Annotated in this window: 14 protein-coding genes; 7 read left to right on the top strand and 7 right to left on the bottom strand. The window is 32.7% G+C overall.

All coding sequences use genetic code 11. The features are described from left to right. Positions 1-25: 25 nt before the first annotated feature. The 4 genes from KKQ79_RS05255 to KKQ79_RS05240 all read right to left on the bottom strand — a co-directional run bounded on the left by KKQ79_RS05255 (position 26) and on the right by KKQ79_RS05240 (position 3,228). A complete protein-coding gene (locus KKQ79_RS05255) occupies positions 26-1,561 on the bottom strand; it encodes a flotillin family protein (RefSeq protein ID WP_213189235.1) in 1,536 nt (511 codons plus the stop codon). Positions 1,562-1,585: 24 nt separating this feature from the next. Next, a complete protein-coding gene (locus KKQ79_RS05250; protein WP_213189234.1) occupies positions 1,586-2,146 on the bottom strand; it encodes an NfeD family protein in 561 nt (186 codons plus the stop codon). A gap of 65 nt (positions 2,147-2,211) precedes the next feature. Beyond that, the gene (locus tag KKQ79_RS05245; protein ID WP_213189233.1) at positions 2,212-2,562 is read right to left on the bottom strand and encodes a hypothetical protein; all 351 of its coding nucleotides are present in this window, start codon (positions 2,560-2,562) and stop codon (positions 2,212-2,214) included. Positions 2,563-2,691: 129 nt separating this feature from the next. After that, positions 2,692-3,228 carry a hypothetical protein gene (locus KKQ79_RS05240; protein ID WP_213189232.1) on the bottom strand — a complete coding sequence of 179 codons (537 nt, stop codon included), beginning with the start codon at positions 3,226-3,228 and terminating at the stop codon, positions 2,692-2,694. 237 nt (positions 3,229-3,465) lie between these two features. Between KKQ79_RS05240 and KKQ79_RS05235 the strand changes: the two genes are divergently transcribed. The 3 genes from KKQ79_RS05235 to hisS all read left to right on the top strand — a co-directional run bounded on the left by KKQ79_RS05235 (position 3,466) and on the right by hisS (position 6,034). After that, entirely contained in the window at positions 3,466-3,795 is a 330-nt protein-coding gene (locus KKQ79_RS05235) for a single-stranded DNA-binding protein (protein WP_104793665.1), read from the top strand. A 315-nt stretch (positions 3,796-4,110) separates the two neighbouring features. Continuing rightward, on the top strand, positions 4,111-4,608 hold the full coding sequence (locus KKQ79_RS05230) for a GNAT family N-acetyltransferase (RefSeq protein WP_213189231.1): 498 nt from the start codon (positions 4,111-4,113) through the stop codon (positions 4,606-4,608). Between the two features lie 82 nt (positions 4,609-4,690). Next, a complete protein-coding gene (gene hisS / locus KKQ79_RS05225; protein ID WP_213189230.1) occupies positions 4,691-6,034 on the top strand; it encodes a histidine--tRNA ligase in 1,344 nt (447 codons plus the stop codon). A gap of 30 nt (positions 6,035-6,064) precedes the next feature. Here hisS and KKQ79_RS05220 read toward each other — a convergent pair whose 3' ends face one another. Then, positions 6,065-6,346, bottom strand: a complete 282-nt coding sequence (locus KKQ79_RS05220; protein WP_213189229.1) for a YtxH domain-containing protein — start codon at positions 6,344-6,346, stop codon at positions 6,065-6,067. 144 nt (positions 6,347-6,490) lie between these two features. On the opposite strand from KKQ79_RS05220, the gene KKQ79_RS05215 reads away from it, so the two are divergent. Beyond that, complete coding sequence (locus KKQ79_RS05215) at positions 6,491-7,291, top strand: class I SAM-dependent methyltransferase (RefSeq protein ID WP_213189228.1); 801 nt, start codon at positions 6,491-6,493, stop codon at positions 7,289-7,291. A gap of 249 nt (positions 7,292-7,540) precedes the next feature. Further along, a complete protein-coding gene (locus KKQ79_RS05210) occupies positions 7,541-8,809 on the top strand; it encodes an OmpP1/FadL family transporter (protein WP_213189227.1) in 1,269 nt (422 codons plus the stop codon). Positions 8,810-9,050: 241 nt separating this feature from the next. Here KKQ79_RS05210 and pruA read toward each other — a convergent pair whose 3' ends face one another. Further along, entirely contained in the window at positions 9,051-10,676 is a 1,626-nt protein-coding gene (gene pruA / locus KKQ79_RS05205) for an L-glutamate gamma-semialdehyde dehydrogenase (RefSeq protein ID WP_213189226.1), read from the bottom strand. A 216-nt stretch (positions 10,677-10,892) separates the two neighbouring features. Here pruA and KKQ79_RS05200 point away from each other — a divergent pair, with 216 nt between their 5' ends. Both KKQ79_RS05200 and KKQ79_RS05195 read left to right on the top strand, forming a co-directional pair. Beyond that, positions 10,893-11,423 (top strand): lipocalin family protein, encoded by a 531-nt coding sequence (locus tag KKQ79_RS05200; protein ID WP_213189225.1) that lies wholly within the window; start codon positions 10,893-10,895, stop codon positions 11,421-11,423. A gap of 94 nt (positions 11,424-11,517) precedes the next feature. Then, a protein-coding gene (locus tag KKQ79_RS05195) for an IS3 family transposase (protein WP_213188606.1) occupies positions 11,518-12,785 on the top strand; the annotation gives its coding sequence in 2 pieces (ribosomal slippage) (positions 11,518-11,857 and positions 11,857-12,785; 1,269 coding nt in all). Between the two features lie 143 nt (positions 12,786-12,928). Here KKQ79_RS05195 and KKQ79_RS05190 read toward each other — a convergent pair. Beyond that, positions 12,929-13,303 carry a hypothetical protein gene (locus KKQ79_RS05190; RefSeq protein WP_213189224.1) on the bottom strand — a complete coding sequence of 125 codons (375 nt, stop codon included), beginning with the start codon at positions 13,301-13,303 and terminating at the stop codon, positions 12,929-12,931. Positions 13,304-13,311: the final 8 nt, after the last annotated feature.

Genomic DNA, 13,311 nt, shown 5'->3' with positions numbered 1-13,311 from the left:
GCAGAAATTTCTGCTCTTTTTTTGGTTATGCTTTTGGAGATTCACCTTCTGGTTTTGTAGGTTTTTCTTCTATTATTTTAGCATCCTCTTCTTTAGGATTTTCGCCTTTTAAGTAAGACGGAAGATTAAGTCCTGCCATATTGAATAAATCATTCAATGGAGGAACGGTTTTCATCATTCCTGAAACAAAATTTGCGGTAGAAGTACTTCCTTCAGGATTGTTTCCGCCATCCCAAACGGTAATTTTATCAATTTTAATATTTTTAACTGCTTCCACTTGAGTTTTTACCAATTCTGGTAATTTCTCAATCAATAATAATTGGAAAGCACTATTGGTATCACCACCTGCAGCTTTTACAATTTGGTCATAACCTTCTGCTTGTTTGGTTAAGATTTCATAAAGACCTTTTGCTTCTGCTTCCATTTTGGCAAAAATCGCGTCTGCTTCACCTTTTGCCTGAAGTCTTATTTTTTCTGCTTCTGCTTCTGCATCAATGATGGCTTTTTGTCTTGCAATTTCAGCTGGAACTACAATATTGGCATTTTGAGTAGAGCGTTCTCTTTCAGCTCTAGCGGTTTCAGCTTTTTGTTCAGCTAAGTAAGATTCTTCTAAAGCTTTTGCGGATTGTACTTTTTCAGCAGCCATTGCTATTTTAAGCGCTTCTGCTTCTTTTTCACGTCTTTGAGCATCAGAATTGGCAATGGTAATTTTCGCTTCGTTTTCTCCTTTTACAGCGATAGAGTTGGCTAGTGAAGTTGCGATTCTCGCTTCTTTTTCAGCTTCAGCTTTACCGATGCTTTCATCTTTTTTTGCTGAGGCAATGCTTACTTCTCTATCTTTTTGAGTAACAGCAATTTTTACATCTCTATCTCTTTGTGTTTCCGCAATGACTACATCTTTTTCTCGGTCTGCACTTGCCTTACCTGTTTCCCCGATTTTTTCTTGCTCCGCTACAGAAATTTTAGCTTCGTTAATCGCTTTTGCAGCAGCTTCTTTACCAAGAGCTTCTATGTAGCCAGATTCATCTTTAATATCGGTTACGTTTACGTTAATAAGTTTTAAACCAATTTTTTTAAGTTCTGTATCTACGTTTTTAGAAATATTATCAAGGAATTTATCTCTATCTGAGTTAATTTCTTCAATAGTCATGGTAGCAATCACCAAACGCAATTGACCAAAAAGAATATCTTTAGAAAGTTCTTGAATTTGTTCTGGAGCAAGTCCTAATAATCTTTCTGCAGCATTTCCCATAGAATCTGGCTCGGTAGAAATAGCGATGGTAAACCTACAAGGCACGTCTACTCTGATGTTTTGTCTAGAAAGCGCATTGGTAAGATTGGCTTCAATAGAAATTGGCTTAAGGTCTAGGTAAGCAAAATCTTGAATAACAGGCCAAATAAAAGCACCACCTCCGTGAATACATTTAGCAGATTGACCGCCAGTTCTTCCGTAGATGACTAAGATTTTGTCAGAAGGACATCTTTTGTACCTAGAAATAAGGGCTAGAATAGTTACAAATATTACAATTGCAACAATAACGATAATAATAAAAGGTTCCATTGATTTTAATCAGTTTATATTAATTTAAATTTTTTCTACAATTAAAATTTTGTTTTCTGTATTGATGATTTTCACGCTTTCGCCAGAAAGAATTTCTTCTCCTTCTGTTACTGCATTGAGTTCATGAAAACTACCATTAATGCTTACCTGAATTTTTCCAGTTCCCGATTTATGAGCGGGAATTTTAAGATAAACTTCAGCGGTTTTTCCGATGGTTTTTTCCATTTTAAAGGTGTTGTCTTCTTGTAATTTTAGAAATTGCTTGATGATGATAAAGAATATCGCCACGAAAATTAATCCTACTAAAGTTGCTAAAGCTACCAGAAGATAATCATTCATTTCGCCAAAAAAAGCCACACCAGTCCACCCAAAACCAAGAAGAAAATTAATGAGATTTCGGAAGGTAAACCATTCAAAAGGTGCATCTACATGATGAAAGTCTCCATCAAAATCTGTATCTAAATCAGAAGACTCTACTCCTACTAAAGTGAGAATGGTTTGCAATAAAAAAATAATGCTGGATAGGAGAGCAGAATACCAAAATGCTTGCTGAAGCACGCTCATCCCAGTAAAGAAATCGGTCATAGTTGAATAAAATAGTTTTCCAAATATAGCGAAAATCTGGTTCTTTATCAAGAAAAAGGAGACTTTTAAGCTTCTTTTCTTACAATCAGAATAAAATCATCTTCTAAAAATTTATACCCAAAATCATACACAAAATAATATTGAGCTCCGTTTTTATAGGTTTTAATATTGGTAAAATATTCGAAATCAAAACCAGCAACCGAAAGTTTATTTCTAGTGGTTTTGGCTTTGTTTTCTACAAAATTTTGTTCAGAGAGAATCTTGAAATTCTTGCGCAGTTTATTATTAATATTGCGCATAAGGTTGGTTTGGTCTTTGTTCTGTTTATTGTTATAGGCGTTTCTACAAGCATCACTGCAGAATTTCTTATCAATTCTGCCCATGATTTTTTCGCCACATTCTTGACAGTTTTGCATGGTGTTAGTTTTATGTAAAGATAAAAAATCCGTTTGTAAACGGATAATGTTTTGGTTAATTTTTTTGAAAGTTAAGTTGTTAAATACTTTGGGTATTACATTTTGCCGAACCTATTTAATCTACTGGTTTTATTTTCTTATAAATACTTGATTATAATATTTGTTTAAAAGTCCATTTCCAAAATAATTTTCAAGTATTTCTTTACTAACTTTTGACTTCAAGTTATTATATTCTTTTTTTTGTTCATCGTTAGTATTTTCTAAGCTTCCAAAAAATACCATTTTAAATAGGACATTATTAGGTTCTAATTTAGAAGCTTTAAATAATAATTGTTTTCCATATTTTTCCAGTTCAATATAGTCGCCGAATTCATAAGGGAAAATTGTAATTGTATATCCAGCTATAAAATTAAATTCTGGAATATTTTCAAAGTTTTTCAAACCAAATTTGAGTTCCTTATTCAATTCTTTACTTAAATCTTCATTATTGTATATCGTGAAAAAACCATTAACATCTTCAATCATTGACCAAAGAAAAAAGTAATAATATTTCCATATTTCAAAATTTATTGGATTTGAATTTAATAAAGATTTGTATTGAAAATATGCTTCATTATATTTTTCTTCGGATTCAAGTTTAAATATATTTTCGAGATTTTGATTCATTTGTATTTTTTTTTGATAAGCTACAGAAAAAAATCAAATATACACAATAATCACAAAAATTTTAAAAATAAATATAAATAATTGATTTTCAGTTATAAAAATTCATACAAACGACTACAAACGTATCTAAATGTATAAAAACCGAATAAAGTTTCTTTTCTGTCACAACTTTGCCACAGAGATTCGAGGGAAACACAGAACGACTCGTTTCTAACGTTTAATTTAAAATTTATTATTATGTCTTTAAGAAACAAAGTGACGCTTATCGGTCACACCGGAAAAGAAGTAGAAATCGTAAATTTCGAAAAAGGAATGAAAGCTACAGTTTCATTAGCAACCAACGATTATTACACCAATTCTCTTGGCGAAAAAGTAGAAGAAACTCAATGGCACAATTTGGTTGCTTTTGGTAAAACTGCAGAGATTTTTCAAAAATACGTGCAAAAAGGAAAAGAAATTGCCATCGAAGGAAAACTTACTTATAGAACTTATGATGATAAAGACGGACAAAAACGCTACATCACCGAAATTAGAGTAGAAGAACTCTTGCTTCTAGGAACTAAATAAAGAAAAACACAAATGGAATTACAGCCTTGTCATTTTTGGCAAGGTTTTTTTTATTTGTAAAATTTTTGTCATTTTGAGCGCAACGAAGTGGAGTCGAAAAATCTTAATTGATTTTAATTAGATTCTTCATTACATAATGCTTCGCAAAATTTCATTCAGAATGACAAAAAAATTAGAAAAATTGTAAATACCAGCTTGATAAATTTGTCAAAGCAAATAAATCTTTGCTTACTTTCAATAGTCATAAAATTATAAAATCTTTGCGTTTTTTTTGAAATCAGAATGTTTAGAAATAATTTTCACTATTTTTGAAATATGAAAATCAATATCAGAACAATTCAACCATCAGACAACGCTATTTTAGCCAAAATCATCAGAAGTTGCTTCCATGATTTCGAAGTAAAATGTACCGCAGGAACCGTTTATACAGATCCTACAACAGATGATTTGTATTCGCTTTTTCAAACGCCAAAATCTCAACTTTGGGTAGCAGAAGCTGATGATAAAATCGTAGGCTGTTGCGGAATTTTCCCCACCGAAAATCTACCAGAAGGTTGTACAGAACTCGTAAAATTCTATATTTCTAATGATGGAAGAGGAAAAGGAATTGGCAGATTATTGTTAGAAAAAACCATAGAAACCGCTCAGGAATTGGGGTATTCTCAGATATATTTAGAAAGCATTCCGGAATTTTCTACCGCTGTTTCCATTTACGAAAAACAAGGTTTCCAATACCTGAATCAACCACTCGGAAATACAGGTCATGATGGTTGTAATCTTTGGATGCTGAAAGAAATGAGCAATGAACAATAAGCAATGAGTAATTGTTTTAAAATCGTTATTTTTGCATAAATTTTTAAATTACTTATTACTCATTACCAATTACTCATAAAAAATGAAGCCAAGTTTAGCGAAAGGAACCAGAGATTTTACAGCGCAGGAAGTTTACCGTAGAAAATACATTATCAATACTTTACAGAATAATTTTGAATTATTTGGATTCCAACCTTTGGAAACACCAAGTTTTGAAAATTTATCTACTTTGACGGGGAAATACGGAGAAGAAGGAGACCGATTGATTTTTAAAATCCTTAATTCCGGAGATTACGCTGCGAAAACAAAAGAGGAAGATTGGAATGCTAAAAATTCTCAAAAGCTCATCGCTCAGATTTCAGAAAAAGCTTTAAGATATGATTTAACCGTTCCTTTTGCACGTTTTGTTGCCATGAATCAAGGAACGCTTACTTTTCCTTTTAAACGTTATCAAATCCAACCAGTTTGGAGAGCAGATCGTCCGCAAAAAGGGCGTTTCAGAGAGTTTTATCAGTGCGATGCAGATGTAGTTGGTTCAGAAAGTCTTTGGCAAGAAGTAGAATTGGTTCAGTTATATTTGAAGTCTTTCAAAGAATTACAAATTCCTGTAAAAATCCATATCAATAATCGTAAAATCCTTTCTGGATTAGCAGAATTTGCCAACATTTCTGAGCAGTTGATTGATTTTACCGTGGCGCTTGATAAATTAGACAAAATCGGGAAAGAAGGCGTGGTAAAAGAACTTCAAGAAAAAAATATTTCAGATGAAGCGATAGAAAAATTATCTTTCCTTTTTGATAATAAACCTCAAACCGAAGTTTTAGAAATCCTTAAAACCAATTTTGCCAATGTAGAAATCGGGAAAAATGGAGTAGAAGAACTAGAATTTGTTTTAGATAATTGTAAGAATCTAGGCATAGAAGATGAGTTGGTTTTCAACATCACTTTAGCGCGTGGTTTAGACTATTATACTGGTGCTATTTTCGAGGTAAAAGCGCAAGGTGTAGAAATGGGTTCCATTGGTGGTGGTGGAAGATATAACAATCTTACCGAAGTTTTCGGGGTGAAAAATATTCCAGGAATTGGAATTTCTTTCGGCTTGGATAGAATTTATCTCGTTATAGAAGAACTGAATCTTTTCCCACAAAATTCTGAAAGGAAAATAGAATATCTTTTTGCCAATTATGGTGAAAAAGAAGCAGCAGAAGCCATGAAGGTTTTAGCCAAACTTCGTGAGAAGGGAATCGCTGCAGAAATTTATCCTGAAAGTGCTAAATTGAAAAAACAATTTGCCTACGCCGAAAAGAAAGGCATAGAAAACCTTATTTTCCTTGGTGAACAAGAAATTGCAGAAGGAAATATCACCATCAAAAATCTAACTTCAGGTGAACAGAAAACAATGAAAATTGAAGAGTTCTTATCATAAAAAAAGCCATCGTAAAGATGGCTTTTTTGTTTATGCTTGTGGAGCGTTTTCTACTTTTTCTTCTACTGTCTCTTTTGCTTCTTCCATTTTGGTTTCCGCTTGAGATTTTAAATCATTGAATTTTTCTTCCGCTTTTCCTTTTAATTCTTCGGCTTTAGATTTTAAATCATTACCGTATTTGGTAAGGTTGTCTTTTGCGTTATTCAATAGGTCGTTAACTTTTTGTTTTTCTTCAGGAGTTGCTTTTTTATATCTCCAAAAAGCAAGCGCTCCAAGACCTAAAAGTGCTAATAATTTAGAACTGTTTTTCATAATTTTTGTATTTAGTGATTAAAATTGTTTGGTTGTTCTTCTGATGACAAAATTATTGTATTATCACCCATTAAAGTTACAAAATTAAATTAAAACGTTATAGTATTTACGTATTTAATTTATCTTTGAACAAATTAGAAAACAATGGATTATATCAATATCAATAAAAATTCTTGGAACGCCAAAGTAGATTATCACCTAAAATCTGATTTTTATTTTGTAAATGAGTTTATTGCAGGAAGAACTTCTCTTAATGAGCCAGAATTAGAACTTTTAGGAGATATTAAAGGAAAGAAAATGCTGCATTTGCAATGTCATTTTGGTCAAGATTCTATTTCTTTAGCAAGAATGGGAGCCGAAGTTACTGCAGTAGATTTATCAGACAAAGCTATTGTTGAAGCCAGAATATTGGCCGAAAAATGTGGAGTTGATGTCAACTTTATAGAATCGAATGTGTATGATTTACCAAATGTTTTAGAGGAAAAATTTGATGTCGTTTTCACCAGTTATGGAGTGATTGGTTGGCTTCCCGATTTAGAAAAATGGGCAAAAGTGATTCAGCATTTTCTTAAGCCCAATGGCGAATTCATCATGGTAGAATTTCACCCTGTAGTTTGGATGTTTGATGATGATTTTACCAAAGTTGCTTATGATTACCAATCTACAGAACCCATTGTAGAAACCTACGAAGGAACTTATGCTGATAAAGATGCGGCGATTACTCAAGAATATGTCATGTGGAATCATGCACTTTCTGAAGTATTTCAAAGTTTAATCAATCAAAATTTAGAGATTAAACACTTTCTAGAATACGATTGGTCGCCGTATGCATGTTTTAAACACACTGTAGAAGTAGAAAATGGGAAGTATAGAATCAGTAAATTTGATAAAAAAGTGCCTTTAGTCTTCTCTATAAAGGCGATGAATAAAGAATTTTCAAATTAATGATTATTTTGTTTTGATTTTTACAAATATTTTCTATATTTGTTTCATAATCGATATGATTAATGAAAAACCTATGAAAAAATGTACCTCTCGTGAAAGCGAGAGGTTTTTTTGTGCCTTCATGTATTCTTATAAATGGTAATAATTATTCAGCAAGTGGCAGTTTTTACTGAACATGACAAATGACAGTAAGTGTTTTAAAATCAGTAAAGTAGCCCGTCGTAACTTTATGAAACAAAAAATAACTTTATGAAAAGAATTATTATTACTCTTGGTGTATTATGTTCAGGAGTTATGATGGCTCAAGTAGGTCATCTTATGCAAGGTATAGGTTCAGTAAATATGAGTATGGGTGGTGCAGCAACGGGTCAACCTATTGACATTAGCGGTGCGTTACAGTGGAATCCTGCGGGAATTACAGATTTTAATGGAAATACCGTTTCTGTAAATGCGGGTTTATTTATGTCTAACCCAGAATTATCTTCTTCTTATGGACCAATGTCTGGAGTGACTAAAGACGAAAAAGCCAACTCTATCATGCCTGCTGTTGCAGTAACTTTTGGTAAAAATCCTCATCATAAATTTGGTATTTCTGTTTTCGGAGTGAGTGGTTTTGGAGTAGAATATCCAGAAAGTACCACCAATCCTATTCTCATGTCTCAACAATATGGTGGCTTTGGGAAAGTAGAATCTAATTATATGTTGATGCAAGTGGGTTTTGCTTATGCTTATAAATTCAATGAAAATTTCTCTATGGCTATTCAGCCTAACGTAAATTATTCAGCTCTAAAAATTCATCCTAATCCATTGGCTAATCCAAGCATGACTGCAGGTTATCCTAATTCTGATAATGCTTCTGCAATTGGCTTTGGAGCACAAGTTGGGATGTATTACAAAACCAACAATGGTTTTAAACTCGGGTTATCTTATAAATCACCGGTATACTTTAATGAATTTAAATTTGAAAACACTTATCTAGACAATACTAAAGGAGAAAACAAATTTACGATGAATTTCCCTGCAATTTATTCAGTAGGTGCTGGTTATTCTCATCGTTTATTTGATTTGGCTTTAGATTACAGATATGTAGACTATGCTAATACAGACGGTTTCTTAGCTAACGGATGGAGCAATTATGGCGCTGTAAAAGGTTTCGGTTGGGAAAGCATCGATGTAATTTCTGCAGGGATTCAAATCAAAGCCATTGAAAAAATGCCAATTAGATTAGGATATACTTACAGTTCTAATCCTATTAATCCAGAATTGACAATGTTCTCTGTTCCAGCTTCTGCTATCATTAGAGATGCATACGAAATAGGAGTAGGATATAAATTAAACGACAAATTCACTATCAATGCAAATTACCATTATGGAGCTAGTGATGGCAAAACTTCTGGAGCATTATTAAACCCGATGATGGCATCACCATCTAATCCTTATGGAGCAATTCCTGGAAGCACTGTAGCGTATGAAATGACCACTTCTATGGCTCAAATAGGAGTAGACTTTAAGTTTTAAAAATATATTAAATTGACTTGAACTCTTCACTATAAAAAGTGGAGAGTTTTTTGTACTTTTTATTCAATTAATGGTAATATTTAAAGATATATGTATATTTTATTTTGAATTTCAATATACTAATCATAAATTTGTCCTTTCAAACAAACTCATTTATCCGAAAGGAGAAAACACAAATGATGAAAAAGAAACGCCTCTCAAAGTATTTTGAGAGGCGTTTTTTATGATATTGAAATAATTCTTAACCTAAGAACGGATATTTATAATCGGTAGGAGATAAGAAATTTTCTTTGATGCTTCTTGCAGAAACCCAACGAAGAAGATTCATTTTAGAACCTGCTTTGTCATTGGTTCCAGAAGCTCTCGCTCCACCAAAAGGTTGTTGACCAACTACAGCACCTGTCGGTTTATCATTGATGTAGAAGTTTCCAGCTGCATTTTCTAAGGCTTTAGTCGCCTCGTTAATCGCATATCTGTCTTGTGCAAATACAGCACCTGTTAATGCATAAGGAGAAGTTTCATCTACTAATTGTAACGTAGCTTTCCAATCTTGGTCATCATACACATAAATCGTAAGAATTGGGCCAAAGATTTCTTCTTCCATACTTTCGTAATGAGGATTTTTAGCTTGAATAACCGTAGGCTGTACAAACCAACCTTTACTGTCATCACAATTACCACCGAAGATTACTTCTGCGTCATTGGCATTTTGAGCTCTTTCGATGTAGCCTTTGCATTTTTCAAATGAAGCCTTATCAATTACCGCATTTACGAAATTAGAAGGATCTTCTGGACTTCCCATTTTAATTTCAGCCAATTGTTCTCCCATAATTCTTTTTACTTCTCCCCAAAGTGATTGCGGAACGTAAGCTCTAGAAGCAGCAGAACATTTTTGACCTTGATATTCGAAAGCACCTCTTACCAAAGCAGTAGCAACTTGACTAGGAACAGCAGAAGGATGGGCTACTACAAAGTCTTTACCACCAGTTTCTCCTACGATTCTAGGATAAGTTTTATATTTATGAATATTTTCGCCAATTTGTCTCCATAATGATTGGAAAACTTCTGTAGAACCAGTGAAGTGGATTCCAGAGAAATCTGGGTGTTCTAGAATTTGCTTAGAAGTTTCTGCACCACCAGAGAAAACCATGTTGATAACACCTGCTGGTAAACCTGCTTCTATCAATACATCCATAATGACTTTAGCTGAATAGATTTGTGTAGCAGATGGTTTCCAAACCACTACATTTCCCATCATCGCCATAGAAGTTGGCAAGTTAAGAGAAATCGCGGTAAAGTTAAATGGCGTAATGGCATAAGTAAAACCTTCTAATGGTCTATATTCTGCTCTATTCCAGATTCCTGCATCAGAAACCGGTTGTTCAGAATACAATTCCGTCATGAATTGTACGTTAAAACGTAAGAAATCTATCGCTTCACAAGCTGAATCTATTTCTGCCTGCATTGCATTTTTACTTTGACCAATCATCGTCGCAGCGTTGATTTTATCTCTGTAAGGACCAGCCAATAAATCAGCCGCTTTTAAGAAAATAGAAGCTCTTTGCTCCCATGGTAAATTGGCCCATTCTGCTCTTGCCTTCAGACAAGAATTGATGGCATCATCTACATGTTGTTTATTTCCTTTGTGGTAATATCCTAAAGTGTGTTGATGATCTTGAGGAGAGTGTAGTGATACTTTTTCACCAGTTTTCACTTCTTTTCCGTCAATAACCATAGGGATTTCTACTTCTTCTGACCACATTTTTTGGTAAGTAGCAATCAGTGATTTAATCTCTGCAGAACCAGGAGCATAGCTTCTTACAGGTTCGTTTTTAGGAGTAGGAACTTGCGAAATTGCGAATGACATATAATTAGATTTAAATATTTAACAATTTAAAAAATGAAAAGATTTCACTTTTTTACAAAAATACAATATAAACCCTCTCCAACCAAAACACTTCTGTTACATTTCATGGAACTATTAGAAAATAAGTCTGATAGACAAATAAAATAAAAACATTTCTCACAATTCTATAATTTTGCTTCACTGATTTTTACCGAAATTTGTAGAAAAATAAATACAATGAAAATCATAAAAGGATTTGCCATCATGGCAGTAGTAGCCATCATTTTTACTTCTTGTGTAGGAATTCCAGAAGGAGTAACTGCTGTACAAAACTTTAACAAAGATAAATATCTGGGCAAATGGTATGAAATCGCTAGGTTTGATTTCCGTTTCGAAAGAAACTTAGACAATACCACAGCGCAATATTCCATCAATCCTGATGGAAGCATCAAAGTACTGAACCAAGGGTACAACTATGTGAAAAAAGAATGGGATTCTGCCGAAGGAAAAGCCAAATTCATAGGCTCTGAATCTGAAGCGAGACTGAAAGTTTCTTTCTTTGGGCCATTTTATGCTGGGTATAATGTGGTAGATATTGACGAAAATTATCAGAATGCCCTTATTTACGGGAATTCTACAGAATACATGTGGATTCTATCTAGAAATAAAACCATAGACGAAGCCACCAAAAAAAGATTCGTCGAGAAAGCAAAAAAAGACGGTTTCGATGTTTCAAAACTCATCTGGGTAAATCACAACAAAGACTAAATTCATTTCAATAACAAAAAAACTCGAGACTAGAACTCGAGTTTTTTTAATGATATGTCTTGTCCTGAAAAAAGTTGACTAAAAACTACTTAATATGTCAACAAAAAAGAAAATTTCAAAAATTCCAATTGCCCCACAAATTTATAGCGAAGCATTTAAACGTCAAGTTGTAAGTGAATTTGAGAGGGGTTTATTTACAAAAGCAGAACTTCGAAGACGTTACAATATTCTAGGCAATAGTTGTCTACCAAGATGGTTAAAAAAATATGGTAAATTTACCTATGAAGATAAATTAACTATTGGTCGTCCTATGAAAGATCCTCAACAACAGCGTATAAAAGAGCTAGAAGCTCAATTAGCAAAAAAAGAAGAAGAATTAAAAGTATTTAAACGATTTATTGAAATAGCTGAACGTGAGCTTAAAATTGATATTGTAAAAAAGTCTGGTTCCAAACAGTCGAAGAAATAAATGTAAATAGTTCATTGACTATTTATGAGTTATGCGAACTGTTTGGATACACAAAACAAGCATTTTACAAGCGAAAGAAAAACGTTAGAACACCTAAATACAACTCAGAATTATTACGAAGTTTAGTCGTTACTATTCGTAAGCAATTACCCCGAACAGGTGGCAAGAAACTTTATGTAATGTTACAAGATGAATTTACAAAACATCATATATCAATTGGTCGAGATAATTTCTTAGATTTTTTAAAAGCAGAACATTTACAAGTACCTAAAGTTCGAAGATATTACAAAACAACAAACTCACGACATTGGATGAAACGCTATCCAAATTTAATTAGCAATTTAGTACTTAACAGACCTGAGCAAGTTTGGGTTGCTGATATAACTTATTTACGAACAAAAGAGAAAACATACTATTTGCATTTACTCACTGATGCTTGTTCCAAGAAAATCGTTGGTTATCAACTGTCAGATAATTTAATGAGTTCAACTACAGTAAAAGCTTTAGAAATGGCTTTGATTAACAGGGAAACAAAAAATCAACTCATTCACCATTCTGATAGAGGTTTACAATATTGTAGTAAAGAGTATACCGAATTGTTAAAGAAAAACAATATTTTAATTAGTATGACGCAAGAATACGATCCATATGAAAATGCAGTAGCAGAAAGAGTAAATGGAATTTTAAAAGAAGAATTTGGTTTACATGAAATATTTGAAAACTATCAAAATTTAAACAAACAAGTTACACAAGCCATAACTTTATACAACAATTTTAGAATACATATGTCAATTAATATGATAACTCCAAACCAAGCACATCAACAAAAAATAATACATTTAAAACAATGGAAAAAAATAAATCGTAACAGAATTAATTCTGCTACGATTTAACTATATTTGAATTATTAACGAGTCAACCTTTTTTAGGACAACTCAATATTCTTTTTCTTATATCTTTGTTTACACAAAAAAGAAAGGCAGGATAAGCAATTATCCTGCCTTTATCTTGCCATTGTTTTGCAAGTATTGTACTCTTATTTCAGAGGTTTATTGGGAGTAATAAAATCAATAGATTTTTCAAACTCTTCTAAAGTAATCTGATGATACTGACAAAACTTGATTACAGGTAATGGTCTTTTTGGAGGAATATTATATTCCAACTTAAGTTCTAGCAAGTATTTTCTTGCTGTACGCGGTGAAACATTGTGGAACACTTCTAAATGTTTCGGACTGATGAAGAGAATTTTCTTTTTCATGACCTTTTTAGTTGCTTGGATTTTACTGAATATTTGTTGTGAGTTTGAAAAATGTTTAATTCTGTATGCATAGGTTTTAATATTTAAATTGTTAAAAATTAATTTTAGATTGACTAGATTTCTTACGGGATCTTTGTTTCTGTATTTTTTCATTGTATTGG

Origin of the sequence: Cloacibacterium caeni (genome assembly GCF_907163125.1) — a bacterium.
In the GTDB taxonomy this organism is placed as follows: domain Bacteria; phylum Bacteroidota; class Bacteroidia; order Flavobacteriales; family Weeksellaceae; genus Cloacibacterium; species Cloacibacterium caeni_B.
The sequence above is the reverse complement of the archived record's forward strand: the minus strand, read 5'-3'. Positions and strand labels throughout refer to the sequence as shown.

Coding starts and splice junctions, on each gene's coding strand:
- KKQ79_RS05255 (WP_213189235.1), bottom strand. CDS start 1,561: ATGGAACCTTTTATTATTATCGTTATTGTTGCAATTGTAATATTTGTA.
- KKQ79_RS05250 (WP_213189234.1), bottom strand. CDS start 2,146: ATGACCGATTTCTTTACTGGGATGAGCGTGCTTCAGCAAGCATTTTGG.
- KKQ79_RS05245 (WP_213189233.1), bottom strand. CDS start 2,562: ATGCAAAACTGTCAAGAATGTGGCGAAAAAATCATGGGCAGAATTGAT.
- KKQ79_RS05240 (WP_213189232.1), bottom strand. CDS start 3,228: ATGAATCAAAATCTCGAAAATATATTTAAACTTGAATCCGAAGAAAAA.
- KKQ79_RS05235 (WP_104793665.1), top strand. CDS start 3,466: ATGTCTTTAAGAAACAAAGTGACGCTTATCGGTCACACCGGAAAAGAA.
- KKQ79_RS05230 (WP_213189231.1), top strand. CDS start 4,111: ATGAAAATCAATATCAGAACAATTCAACCATCAGACAACGCTATTTTA.
- hisS (WP_213189230.1), top strand. CDS start 4,691: ATGAAGCCAAGTTTAGCGAAAGGAACCAGAGATTTTACAGCGCAGGAA.
- KKQ79_RS05220 (WP_213189229.1), bottom strand. CDS start 6,346: ATGAAAAACAGTTCTAAATTATTAGCACTTTTAGGTCTTGGAGCGCTT.
- KKQ79_RS05215 (WP_213189228.1), top strand. CDS start 6,491: ATGGATTATATCAATATCAATAAAAATTCTTGGAACGCCAAAGTAGAT.
- KKQ79_RS05210 (WP_213189227.1), top strand. CDS start 7,541: ATGAAAAGAATTATTATTACTCTTGGTGTATTATGTTCAGGAGTTATG.
- pruA (WP_213189226.1), bottom strand. CDS start 10,676: ATGTCATTCGCAATTTCGCAAGTTCCTACTCCTAAAAACGAACCTGTA.
- KKQ79_RS05200 (WP_213189225.1), top strand. CDS start 10,893: ATGAAAATCATAAAAGGATTTGCCATCATGGCAGTAGTAGCCATCATT.
- KKQ79_RS05190 (WP_213189224.1), bottom strand. CDS start 13,303: ATGAAAAAATACAGAAACAAAGATCCCGTAAGAAATCTAGTCAATCTA.